Genomic DNA, 11,959 nt, shown 5'->3' on the forward strand with positions numbered 1-11,959 from the left:
GGTCTCGGTCAGATGGGGTCGCCAGAGCGACCACTCTGACCCGAGACAGCCGCTGGCGTGCTGATGCGCGGTGCGTCTCGGTTGATCCTCCGCGTCAGAGCGCGGAGCCTGACCCGAGACAGCGGGCGGGGTGGCGGAGGACGGCGTGAACGGTGGGCGGCTTGGGCAACGCGGGCGGTGCAGCCCGCGACCGTCACTGGAAGGTCGGGGCTCCGGACGGCGGGAAGGGCATCAGCGCCGGGCGGACGACCTCGGAGTAGTAGCGGAGCATCCAGTGGGTCGTGAGGTAGTCGTAGCCGGGGTTGGCGTAGCGGGGGTTGTTGAAGCCGCCGTCGAGCTGTGTCGGGTCCTTCTGCCACATGAAGTCCGCCGACTTGCGCATCGCGATCGGGAGCGCGGTCAGGGCACGCCGCGAGGTGCCGGTCCCCGGCTTGACGACCTCTGTGCGGGTGCCGTCGGGCGCCGTCGTGATGACCCGCGTCTCGTCGGTGAGGACACAGGTGAGGTCGTACGGCGTACCGCTGCTCGGGTCCGTCACGGTCGAGCCGCACTTCGTGGAGTTGGTGACGAGGTGGTTGCTGGCCTCGGTCGCCCGGAAGTAGTCGATGTAGGAGCGCTGGTGGCGTACGGCCTCGGTCAGCCGCTCGGGGTCGCCCGTCATCGCGTAGGCGATGCCCTCGTAGAAGGGGTTCTGGTCGTCGCCGGTCGTGGCCTGCATCGCGCCCATGGCCTGGGCGGCGGCGGTGCGGACGACGGGGTCCGAGTCGAGGCGCCACAGGTCGAAGACGGTCATGTGGTTGAGGTGGAACTTGTAGTAGCTCGCGTGCGGCTCGGCGGCGTCGACGAGCATCGAGGCGGTGAGCTGCGGCAGCTGGCCGGCGATCTCCTGGCGGTAGATCCGCTCGAAGTCGAGCTTCTGCTCGGCGGTGCCGGCGACGGTCGAGGCGTAGCGCGCGACGGCGGCCATGTTGAGGCGGGCGGACGGCACGTAGACGAACAGCGGCGAGATGACGTGGTCGAAGTCGTGGCCGTAGGGCGACAGCGGGACGAGTACGACGGTGCCGTGCGGGCGCGGGGTGGTCCAGAGGTACTTCGCGGCGAAGCCGGTCAGCGCCATCAGGTCACCGGCGACGCGGCGGGCCAGCTCGGGGTCGGAGGGGCCGACGAGCTCGAGGGCGGTCGACAGGCCGAAGGTCGTCCCGGCGTAGGCGTCGCGGGAGGTGCCACCGAGGCAGTAGTAGTCGTGGCCGTCGTCCCAGCGCAGCGGGCCGAAGGCGCGCTCGCCGTTCTTCGCGAAGTTGAAGCCGTCGGGGTCGTCGGCGCGCGAGCAGGCTCGGAAGAGCAGCCCGGGCTCGCCGTGGATGATGCCGCCGCCGTAGTCGACGAACCCGCGCTTGGTGACGCTGCCTGGCCCGCCGGCGACGATGCCCGGGGCGTCCTGGACGAGGGCCTGCGCGCCGGCCGCGGCTTGCTGGGGGTCGCGCGGGTCGATGTCGTGGCCGTTGGCCTTCGGCGCGAACTCGTAGTCCCAGGCCTTGGAGATGTTGCTCAGGATGTGGAACTGGCGGGTCAGCACGTCGACCTTGCGCTTGGCGTCGCGCTGCTCCACCTGCCACCGGGCGATCTCGGCGTCGAGGACCTGGAGCCCGGCACCGCCGGTGCCGACCCCGTTGTTGCCGCCGTTGTCGGCCTGGGGGTTCGCGGCGAGGTAGGCGGCGCGGTCAGCGGTCAGCGCCTCGAGGCGCTTGCTCGCGAGGGCGAAGCGGTAGGCCTGACCGGCCAGGTAGTTGCCGCTGTAGAGAGCGGAGTCGCCGGCGGCGGAGGTGCCGACCTCCTGGCCGGGCACGCGGTCGGTGGTGGCGTAGACGAGGTTGTAGACCTGGCCGTGGTCGTCGGGTCCCGGTGCCTCGCGCAGCCGCGCGGTGGGGGAGAAGAAGTCGGCGATGCGGTCCTCGAAGCCGGCGGCCTCGGCGGCGTCGGCCGGGGTGTCCAGCGGACCCTGCTGCACGGGCGGGGGAGGGGGCGTCGCGGGGGCGGCAAGCGCCGTCGGCACCATCGTCGCGACGCTCAGCCCGAGGGCGAGCATCAGCGGGAAGCGGGGGCGGATCCGTCCACAGCGGGTTTGCAGCATGGTTTCACTATTCCACGCGGACCGCTTCCGCACCAGCCCCTGACGCGGCCGGAGGAGCCGGTCGGCGACTCGCCGTCATCGACCTCTGAGTCCGGCAGCCCGCGCAGCTGTCCTCATCCACAGGCACCTGAAGGCGTCCACATCCTGGCGCTCACGGTCGTCGCGATGGCGCGGCGGCCGTCAGCATCCGGGTCGTGACGACGCGGCTGGGTGGGAGGCATCATGGGCGGATGGGCGTGGGTGACCGGGCGGGTGGCTGGACGGTGGCTGCCTTGGCCGACCTTCCCGCCGACGGCCGCCGCTACGAGGTCCTCGACGGCAACCTCGTCGTGAGCCCGCCGCCCCCCGTCTGGCACCAGACGGTCGGCGCGGAGCTGATGGCGCAGCTTCGGCGGTCAGCTCCGAGCGCGTGGGTGGTCGTCTACGAGAGCCTGTTCGACTACGGCGGCGACGGTCGGGTCCCGGATCTGATGGTGGTGCGCCGGGAGGCGGCGCACGACAGGCGCGCCCTGGCCTACACGGCGGCGGACGTCGGTCTCGTCGTCGAGATCGTCAGCGCGTCGAGCCGGCGCACCGACCGCCTGTCCAAGCCTGCCGAGTACGCCGAGCAGCGGGTGCCGATGATGTGGCGGGTAGAGCTCGAGCCGGTGGTCGCGGTGCACCCGTTCGTCCTGAGCGGTGCGTCCTGGCTGGCGGCTGCGGCGGTGACGGGTCAGGGCAGGCTGCCCGTCCCGTGGGGCGAGTTGGAGATCGACCTCACCGCGCTCGACGGGTGACCCTGCGTCGGCGCAACGATCAACTCAGTCCGAGCAGAGCGCGGATCCGGGTCGGGCTCATGCCCTGGTCGTCGTCGGGCCAGTCGCCGAGCATCTGCTCGAGCAGCCGCCGGGCGGTCGGGTCGTCGAGCGCCTCGCGCGGCGTCAGGCCGCCGAGCGCAGGGATCTGCTCGCCGACCCACTCGCGCTCGTAGGCCTCGATGCGCTCGCGCACCGCGGCGAGCACGGCCGGGTCCTGCGCGAGGTCTGGCCCGCTGGGCTTGCGGCGCAGGGGCGTGACCTCGCCGGACATCAGCGCGGCCGCCGGCACGGCCTGCAGGTCGTCCTCCTCGGCCCCGGGCACCAGCCGGCGCACGAGCTGGGCGGCGGTCGCGTAGTCCTCGCGCGACATCGTGGTGACGGTCAAGGTGCTGCCCTCGATCGACAGTGTCGCGACCCCTGACTCGCCGTCCACGAGGTGGACGGCGCCGTCGTGGGCGGGGCCGAGCTCGGCCTCGAGTCGCGACAGCGCGCCGGGCGGCACGTCCCACCGCGCCTCGCACAGGACGAGCTCGTGGCCGCGCTTGGTGCGCATGTCCGGCGGGCGGTGCGCGGCGGCGTACCACTCGGCGAAGCCGACATCGGGGTCGTCGCTGCTCGCGAGGAGGTGGCGCAGCCCGGCGGCCTGCGCGCGCGGGACGCCGACGACGGCGCTCGCGATGGTGGCTCCACCGCCGTCGGGAAGCAGTCGGGTCGCCACCAGGTCGCCGGGGCTCACGCTGCGGGAGCCGGCGCGGTCGCGCACCTCGAGCTCCTCGTCGCCATCGCGCACGACCAAGCTGGTGCCGGGGCGGGTGGAGACGACCTCGACGAGGCGCAGCGGTCGGCCGTACCACTGCCGGAGCAGCTCGCGCTCGTCGTCGGGCAGCACGTCACCACGCGCGTCGTCGAAGTCCAGCACCAGGCCGTCGGCCCAGGCCGCCTGGTCGAGGGCGACCGGGTCGGTCATGGCCATCGCGACCTGCTCGTGCGGGTCGAGGTCGGGACGCAGGGTCATGGCCGCGTCGAGCACCATCTCGCGGTTCTGCGGCTCGCGGCACCACTCCGCGAGCTTCTGCCACAGCCAGCCCGCCCGGTCGGCCAACGGGTGGCGCAGCGAGCCGAGGCAGCAGGCCTTGTGCTTGCGGCCCGACCCGCAGGGGCACGGCTGGTTGCGGCCCACCGCTGTCGAGGGCGGCTCGGCGAAGCGCGCCATCCGGCGTACGTCGGGGTGGTCGTGACCCAGCCCGAGTGCTCGCAAGTGGCGAAGCGCGGAGGCGGCGTCGCCGCGGTCCGAGGCGTAGCGGGCGGCGAGCGCGTGCGCCTCGTAGTGAGTCCGGTCGGCGGCGAGGGCAGCGGCGACGAGCTCCTCGGCCTGCAGGTTGTCCCGTAGCTCCTCGGCGGCCGTGGCAGCCAGGGTGAGGCAGAGCGCGGCGGCGCTGCCACGCGTCGCAGCGGCGAGAAGCTGCCCGAGCTCGAGCATGGCTGCCGGCTCGCCGGACGTGCGGGACCAGACGAGCAGTGCCTCGCCGAGCGCCTCCTCGTCGAGGGTGGCGGCGAGCCGTCGCGCCCGCAGCTCGTCGACCCCGGTGCCCTCGCCGAGGTCGTCGGCGGCCCGGACCAGCTCGACGAGCTGCTCAGCCTGGTCGTCGGTGAGCCGCCAGCCCGCGGCGACGTCGAGCACGTCGTCGCCCAGCCGGTCCTCCCGGAAGCGGTAGCGCCCGAAGAAGGGGTCCGCCTCGGCCCAGTCGGTGCCGGCCCGACCGACCTCGTCGCGGTAGGTCTCGAAGCCGTCGCCGATCCGCTCGGACACCGGCGGGCCCGGCTCGGTGAAGGAGCGCGGGAGGGCGTCCATGACGACGTGGACCTGGTAGGCGAGCTGGGCGCTCGGCACGTCGTCGTCGTCGAAGGGCTGGAGGACCTGCTCGAGACGGGCCCGCAGGGCCGCATCGGTCATCGGCTCGGCCACGGGTCCGTCCACCCGCTGAAGGCGCAGCTCGTCGCTCACCCGGCTCACGCCCAGCAGGTCGCCGGGGGCGAGGTCGTCGAGCCAGCCCGGCGCGCCACGCAGCCGCCACAGAAACTCGTCCCCGAGCTCCACGTCGACCGGCCCGCGGTCGCTCTCCCAGGTCCAGTGCGGCCGCAGCCCCAGCGCGGACAGGTCGGGGTGGATCGGTAGCCAGCCCTGTGCGAGCTCCTCGGTCGTGACCCGGTGGGTCAGCACCCGGTCGCGCAAGAGAGTGACGGTGTCGACGAAGCGGTCCTCGCCGACGCGCAGGACCAGCGGGCTCCTGTCGATCGCGTCTTCGACGGCCTTGCGCGGCTTCTTCGCCTTCGTGGCGCCAGCCTGCACAGCCAGCTCGGTGAGGCGGTCGAGGGTGAGCGGCCCGTGCTCGGCGAGCAGCGCGGCACAGGTCTCGGCGATCGTCGGCACGAGCGACACCCTAGGAGCACCGGCGCCGACCGCCACCGCGCGGCACCGCACCCCGTGGGGTCGTGCCGCAGTCGGTGACAGGTGGCCGCGGAGCGAGCAGAGTGGCGGCGTGACGACAGCGGTGGTGGGGGCCGGACCGGTCGGGATGGTGGTCGCACTCGCGCTCGCCGAGCGCGGGGAGCAGGTGGTGCTCGTCGACCCTGACGCCGGCCCTCCCGCCGACGGCAGCTGGCCGCGCCGCGGGGTGATGCAGTTCCTGCACCCGCACTTCTTCCGCCATCACGTGCGTCGCGTCCTCGAGGAGCGGGTGCCGACGATGTGGGACGCGGTCGTCGCCGCCGGGGGAGTGGTCAACGACCCGCTGCCCGGCATGCCACCGTCCATGACCACGCTGGCATGTCGGCGCTCGACCTTCGAGGCCGCCCTCCGCCGGGCACTCGAGCACGACCGGATCAGGGTGCTCACCGGCTTCGCCGAGTCGGTGGTGGTCCAGCGCGACCGGGTCGCGGGTCTCGTCGTCGACGGCGGCGCGCTCGCGGTCGACCGCGTCGTCGCGTCGCACGGCCGGCGCGGTGACCTCGGTGAGCAGTGGCGACCACCCGTGGAGGGCGGGCCGTGCGGGCAGTCCTACGTCTCGCGGATGTACCAGACCCGGCCGGGCGTCGAGCCGCTCCGCTCCTGGCTGCCCCATGGGGCGCGGTACGACGGCTACGAGGCGATCGCCTTCCCCCAGGACGCCGGCACGATGTCGGCTCTCGTCGTACGCGCGTCCGACGACCCCCGGCTGGAAATGCTGTGGGACACCGCGGCCTTCGAGGCGGCGGTCGCCGCGATCCCCAACCTCGCGCCGTGGACCGACCCGGCGGCGTCCGTCCCGCTGACGCCGGTGATGCGCGGCGGGACCCTCACCAACACCTACCGCGGCCAAGGCACGCCTCCCGCGGGCCTGCTCTTCGTCGGCGACGCCGTCTGCACCACCAACCCGTCGGCGGGCCGCGGCGTCACGCTCGGGCTCTGGCAGGCCGAGGCGCTGCTCGACGCGCTGGAGGTCGGTGACGACCGCGACGCGTCACGGGCCTTTGACGCCTGGTGCGAGGCGCAGGTGCGGCCGTGGTTCGCCGACCACCTCGTGGAGGACGACTGGATCGTGCGGCGCTATGCCGGCGAGGACCTCGACCCCGAGGGCGTCCTGCCGTCCGGGGTCGCGGTCGACGCGGCGGCAGAGCACGACGGCCTGATGCCGGCGGTGCAGCAGTACCTCGCGATGCACGCGCCGCCGTCCTCGCTCGCCGCCGTCGAGGACGAGGTGCGCGGGCTGGTGCGCGGGGGGTGGCGACCGGGGTACGCCGAGGGCCCGGGAGTTGGAGAGATCGTCGACCTGGTCGCGGCCGCCCGGTGACGCTCGTGATCGACGCCGCCAACGTCGTGGGCTCCGTGCCGGACGGGTGGTGGAAGGACCGGGCCGGTGCGGCCCGGCGACTGGTGGAGCGGCTCGCCGACCGCGAGTGCACGGTGGTCCTCGAGGGAGCCGCGCGGGCCGGCGTGCCCGAGGGCGTGGTCGGCCTGGTCACGGTGGTGCACGCGCCGGGGTCGGGTGACGACGCCCTTGCGGCGTTGGCCGGTCCGGGCGTCACGGTCGTGACCGCCGACCGTGGGCTGGCAGAGAGGGTCCGCGCGGCCGGCGGGGACGTCGTCGGCCCCCGGTCACTGGCTCGGGAGCTGCCACCTGTCGGGTAGCCGACACCTGGTGGCCGGGTGCGGGTCCAGGGTGTCCTCTGCCCCGTCGGTGGACCACGGAAGGACCTCCCATGACTGGCACCACGCGCAAGACCGTCACGAACACGCCGGCGGAGGTGGACTCCCTCACCGGGATCTCCGCCGACCTCAGCGGGCAGGTCCTCGCCCAGGTCGCGGAGCAGGCGTCGAAGCGGCTCCGAGAGGACCCGAGCATCAGCAAGGCCGTCGGCTCCGCGGTCGAGCGGGCCGTCGAGGAGCAGGTCCTGCAGCTCGACGCGGGTGGCACCTCGATCCGGCGGGTCGCGATCGCGGGCACCATGCTTCTGCAGGACCTGCACGTGCGCGACGGGCTGTTCGCCGAGCCGGCCGGCTCGGGCAACGCGCTCTCGGACCTGCTCGGCCGGACCCACGTCCTCACCAGCTCGGCGACTCTGGCGAGCGACGGCCGGCACGCCAAGGTCGTGCTGTGCTTCGTGCACGACAAGGCCGGACTCACGCGCCGCGGCATCGAGGTGCGGCTGGTCGCCAAGGGCACCAAGGAGCTGCTCGACCGCACCCGCACCGACGACGGAGGTCTTGTGCTGCTGCGGCTGCCGACGCCGACTCCCGACAGCGCTGGCACCGTGCCCGACGTCGAGGCGACCATCCAGGTCATCGGTACGACGCTGGCGCTCGACGTCGCGGTGCCGGCGTCGTTGCAGCACGCCGTCGCCGACCTGGAGCTCGACGCGCTGCCCGCCCTGCTCACCGACGCCGCCGGCGCCGTCCTGCCGCCACCCCTCGGCGACGACCCGCTCGAGCGGCTGCCCTCGGACTTCACCCCCGCCCTGGCCGAGGCGATCGTCCGGCTCCGCGGCGCGACCCGCGACCCGATCCTCGGCAACACCGCCGCCTCCTCGACGGGCGCCGACTTCCGAGGTCGTCGTACTCCCGTCATCAAGGCGATGACGGTGGCTCGCACCGGGCCTGACGGCCGCCGCTACTTCGTGACCCTGCGCCAGGAGTGGGTCTTCCTGGGCTACACCCTGGGCGAGCTCAAGCAGGTCACCTCGCTCGACCCGGGACAGGTGCTCAGCAGCGTCTCGAGCACTCTCGAGCGCACCCGGAGCAGCGCCGAGCGGGCCGTGGACGAGGTACGACGAGAAGCGCTCTCCCTCACGCGCAGCACCCTGTCGCAGCTATCGAGCATCGACACCGTCGTCAACGTCGCGACGCGCAACTCGGTGAGCGCGACCGCGGGGGTCGGCGCCGGGCTCGGGCTGTCGAACCCGGCCGGGGGCGTCATCGGTGCGGTGGTCGGCGGCCTCGTGGCAGGTCCGGTCGGCGCGATCGTCGGGGGCCTGCTCGGGGGCGGCGCGGGGGTTTCCGCGTCGACCACGACCGGCTCGACGGTGCTGTCGAGCGCGTCGACCTCCACCGACGTCGACACCTCGCTGGTGGTCAACTCCGCGCTGCAGACCGCCCAGTCGTCGGTCAACACCGCGATCGCGACTGCCAGTCAGCTGGTGCAGGACCTCAGCTCGGAGACCCGCGAGACGGTCGACAGCATCAGCCCGCTGCTGTCGCGCGTCACCAACCTCATCCGCTGGACGATGTACGAGAACTACGCCGTCGTCAGCCGGGTCGAGGACGTCGTCGGTGTCGCCCCCTACCGGCTCGACCTCGCCGGCGACCCATCGGTCCCGGTCTTCAGCGACGAGGACATCGTCGAGCTGCGGCGGTGGTTCCAACCCGCCCTGCTCGAGCCGCGCCTCGCGCCGCACTTCGACACCCTCGCGCGGGCGGTCTCGACCCGGCTCGCGGGTGGGTTGCCCGTGACGACGGTGCACCTCGAGGTCGACTACACCAGCGCCCTGATCGGGGCGACGCTGACGCTCGACCTCGGTGAGACCCGTCGACGGATCAGCCTGCGGGCGGCGAGCGGGTCGGAGCGGATCAGCATGCACATCCCGCCGACGCTGCCTGCCGACCTCGATCTGCTCGAGCTCTCGCTACAGGCCGTCATCCCGAGTCGGGGCGGCTGGTGGGAGGGGCTCTCCGACGCGCTCTACGCCTCGGGCAGCGTGCAGGTGACCCGAATCCGGATCTGGATGAACGGTTCCACCGCAGGCCGACCTGACCTCATCGTGCGCCCGGGTGACGGCCTACCCGCTGATGGGCTCACGGCGTCTACGACGCAGCGCAGCGACACGGCGACCATCGCGCTGCCGACGAGCGCTCACCTCGTCGACACCACCCACGATCCGCTGTTCCGTCACGTCAACCGCAACCGCAACTACTACCTGTCCGTGCTGTTCGAGGCGTCCCGTCACGTCCCCTCGCTGCGGGTCGACACCCCCCAGCTGCGCGGGCTCGACACGCGGATCTGGGACCTCCCCCTGTATGGCTTCGACGGCGACGAGGTCCTCGTCCTGCAGAGCGTCGACACCCGCGACAAGAAGGGGTTCGCGAGCACGCTGGTCAAGGACATGGGGGCGGCGACGATCGTGCAGCTGGCGGCTCCCGGGGCCTACAGCGAGGCGCTCCAGGGCTTGCTGCAGCTCGAGGACGCGGCGGGTGCCCTGCACCCGCTGCTCGACCCGCCCAACCCGGTGCTGGCGCCGGTGGCGATGGTCGACCTCGACAAGAAGACCCTCGTCCCGATCCAGCAGGAGGGCACCCTGGGCGCCCTCAACGGGGTAGGCGTCCCGTAGGGGGCGCTCGCTCGGTGACAGCGGTCAGAGCGAGCAGCCTGCCCGCCGGTTGCGACGCGGTCTTCACGACCAACGCACGCTGATCGGACGCAGAGTGTCCAGATCGAGAGGAATGATACTCTGGTTCTGGAGGTCCGATGACTGGTCTGCTGATGGCTCCGGCGAGCCGCTACGAAGTGCCGCTGCTGCCCGACCTCGGTGACGCGGCCGCGCGGCGCGAGCTCACACCCGCTGCCGTCCGGGGCGTGGTCCAGCTGGCGCAGCACTGGCAGCTCACCAACGAGCAGGTGTGCCGGCTGCTCGGCGACATCCCGCCGAGCACGTGGTTCGCGTGGAAGGCCGGCCGCCCGCCGGCCGACCTCGGCACCGACCGCCTCACCCGCGTCTCGCTGCTGCTGGGCGTCTTCACGGCCCTGCGCGCGCTGCACTCGCGCGCACTCGCCGACCGCTGGGTGCGGCTGCCCAACACCAACCCGCTGCTCGCCGGGCGGACCCCCCTCGAGGTGATGCAGGCCGGCGGGATCCCGGCGATGGCCGCGGTGCGGGCGTTGCTCGACGGGCGGCGCGGCGGTCTGTGAGCCCGGCCGCGCGCGCGTCCCGGCGTACGCCGTGGCCGGTCTTCACCACGGGCGACTGGCGCGGGACCCACCGGCTGGTCCCGGCGACCTACGTCGATAGGACCGAGCCCTACCTCGCGGCGCTCGTCGACGCCGACAGCGCCGACCCCGACGGCGACATCGCGGCGCTGACGACGCTGGCCGCGGCGACCAACGACCGGCTGCGCGCGCAGGCCGACCTGCCCGGGCTCGCGCTCGGAACCCACGAGCTCGTCTACGACGTCGACTGGTCGCAGGTCGTCAACGGAGCCTTCGCCTACCCCGGGCAGGGCGGGCGCTTCCACGACCAGTCGCGAGGGGCGTGGTACGCCGGGATCGATGTCGAGACGTCACTGGAGGAGGTCACCCACCACCGTGCGGTGGCGTTGGCCGAGATCGACGTCTGGGAGGACGAGGGGGAGTGGCAGGACTTCCGCTGCGACGTCGGCGGTGACCACGTCGCCGACCTGCGCGACGGCTCGCGCCGCACCGCGCCGTGCCTCGACCCGGTCTCCTACATCGCGAGCCAGCGGCTCGCGCTCGAACTGCTGGAACAGGGAGCCGCGGGGGTCGTGTGGCCGTCCGTGCGGCATGCCGGCGGGACCTGCGTCGTGGTCTTCCGCCCGGCGTTGCTGCCCCCGGTCCGGCTCGGGTCGCGCTGGCGGCTGACCTGGTCCGGCTCCGCGCGCCCGGAGGTCACCGAGCTGGGACCGCCTCAGGCGTAGGACTCGCAGCCCAGGCCGTCGTCGTCGGAGCCGTCGAGCCGGTAGGGATCGACGCCGATCTGGCGGAGGCGCACCAGCTGGCGGATGTCGCCGCAGTCGAGGTCGTTGGCCTCACCGCTGCCTGATCCGTCGCCCTTCACCGGGATGCAGGTCGCGTAGTCGGGGTGGCAGTCGCTCGCCGGCTGCGCGGGCGGGGCAGCGGCGAAGCCCTGCGGCGAGGTCTCGGTCTGGCAGCCGCCCCACAGTCCGCGTCCGGCCCGCCTGGCCTCGGCGAAGGCCGCGTCGAGCTGGGCGGCAAGGGCTTCGTACTCGTGGCGGAACTCGGCGAGGTAGCGGTCGTCGACGAGGCCCTCCCGGGCCAGCAGGACGTTGAGGTTGCGCCCGTCGGCGAGGGCCACGAGCGAGACGCTGCGGCCGTAGCGATCGGTGGCGTAGCTGCGGGCGCGAAAGCCGCTGCGGACCAGCGCCTTGCGGCGCGCGGTCGCCTGCGCGCCGAAGCACTCGCCGGTCTCGGGGGCGTTGACGAGACCGAGGCGGTACTCCCTGCCGGACCGGTCCTTCCACGAGTCGCCGTCGCCGCCGGACGCGGCGAAGAGCAAGGGTGCGGAGGAGGGCGCACGGGTCGCGGCCGGCGACGGCGCCGCCGTCTCGGCGGGCGTCGTGTCCGTGACCGGCACGACCACCTCGGTCGTCTGCTCGACGGCCCGTGTCACGGTCGGAGTCGGGGACGAGGAGCTCGCGGCGTCGCGGCTGTCGGGCTGCTCGTCGCCCTGGCCGGCGATGCCGAGCCCGAGCAGGACGGCGATCACGGCGGCACCGGTCTTCTTCACGACTCGGGTCTTCGACATG

General features: G+C 73.3%; 9 protein-coding genes. 6 read left to right on the plus strand and 3 right to left on the minus strand.

What is annotated here, in order from left to right:
• Positions 1-193: 193 nt before the first annotated feature.
• Positions 194-2,131 carry a hypothetical protein gene (locus Q8R60_19160; protein MDP3714591.1) on the minus strand — a complete coding sequence of 646 codons (1,938 nt, stop codon included), beginning with the start codon at positions 2,129-2,131 and terminating at the stop codon, positions 194-196.
• A gap of 194 nt (positions 2,132-2,325) precedes the next feature.
• Between Q8R60_19160 and Q8R60_19165 the strand changes: the two genes are divergently transcribed.
• Positions 2,326-2,907, plus strand: a complete 582-nt coding sequence (locus tag Q8R60_19165) for a Uma2 family endonuclease (GenBank protein MDP3714592.1) — start codon at positions 2,326-2,328, stop codon at positions 2,905-2,907.
• 19 nt (positions 2,908-2,926) lie between these two features.
• On the opposite strand, the gene Q8R60_19170 is transcribed toward Q8R60_19165, so the two are convergent.
• Complete coding sequence (locus tag Q8R60_19170; protein MDP3714593.1) at positions 2,927-5,359, minus strand: SEC-C domain-containing protein; 2,433 nt, start codon at positions 5,357-5,359, stop codon at positions 2,927-2,929.
• Between the two features lie 109 nt (positions 5,360-5,468).
• Here Q8R60_19170 and Q8R60_19175 point away from each other — a divergent pair, with 109 nt between their 5' ends.
• The 5 genes from Q8R60_19175 (at position 5,469) to Q8R60_19195 (ending at position 11,110) form a co-directional block, all read left to right on the plus strand.
• A complete protein-coding gene (locus tag Q8R60_19175; GenBank protein ID MDP3714594.1) occupies positions 5,469-6,758 on the plus strand; it encodes an FAD-dependent oxidoreductase in 1,290 nt (429 codons plus the stop codon).
• Positions 6,755-7,096 carry a hypothetical protein gene (locus Q8R60_19180; protein MDP3714595.1) on the plus strand — a complete coding sequence of 114 codons (342 nt, stop codon included), beginning with the start codon at positions 6,755-6,757 and terminating at the stop codon, positions 7,094-7,096. Before Q8R60_19175 ends, Q8R60_19180 begins: the two co-directional genes overlap by 4 nt.
• Before the next feature lie 71 nt (positions 7,097-7,167).
• Complete coding sequence (locus tag Q8R60_19185; protein ID MDP3714596.1) at positions 7,168-9,789, plus strand: hypothetical protein; 2,622 nt, start codon at positions 7,168-7,170, stop codon at positions 9,787-9,789.
• A gap of 137 nt (positions 9,790-9,926) precedes the next feature.
• A complete protein-coding gene (locus Q8R60_19190) occupies positions 9,927-10,367 on the plus strand; it encodes a DUF2384 domain-containing protein (protein MDP3714597.1) in 441 nt (146 codons plus the stop codon).
• The gene (locus tag Q8R60_19195; protein ID MDP3714598.1) at positions 10,364-11,110 is read left to right on the plus strand and encodes an RES family NAD+ phosphorylase; all 747 of its coding nucleotides are present in this window, start codon (positions 10,364-10,366) and stop codon (positions 11,108-11,110) included. Before Q8R60_19190 ends, Q8R60_19195 begins: the two co-directional genes overlap by 4 nt.
• On the opposite strand, the gene Q8R60_19200 is transcribed toward Q8R60_19195, so the two are convergent.
• Complete coding sequence (locus Q8R60_19200; GenBank protein ID MDP3714599.1) at positions 11,101-11,958, minus strand: thermonuclease family protein; 858 nt, start codon at positions 11,956-11,958, stop codon at positions 11,101-11,103. The genes Q8R60_19195 and Q8R60_19200 overlap by 10 nt on opposite strands.
• Between the last annotated feature and the right edge of the window lies 1 nt (position 11,959).

The sequence above is a fragment of the Mycobacteriales bacterium genome (assembly GCA_030697205.1).
Classification (GTDB): domain Bacteria; phylum Actinomycetota; class Actinomycetes; order Mycobacteriales; family SCTD01; genus JAUYQP01.

What these genes read in the sequence shown, in the direction of transcription:
- Q8R60_19160 (MDP3714591.1), bottom strand. Translation starts at nt 2,131, where the DNA reads ATGCTGCAAACCCGCTGTGGACGGATCCGCCCCCGCTTCCCGCTGATG.
- Q8R60_19185 (MDP3714596.1), top strand. Translation starts at nt 7,168, where the DNA reads ATGACTGGCACCACGCGCAAGACCGTCACGAACACGCCGGCGGAGGTG.
- Q8R60_19190 (MDP3714597.1), top strand. Translation starts at nt 9,927, where the DNA reads ATGACTGGTCTGCTGATGGCTCCGGCGAGCCGCTACGAAGTGCCGCTG.
- Q8R60_19200 (MDP3714599.1), bottom strand. Translation starts at nt 11,958, where the DNA reads ATGTCGAAGACCCGAGTCGTGAAGAAGACCGGTGCCGCCGTGATCGCC.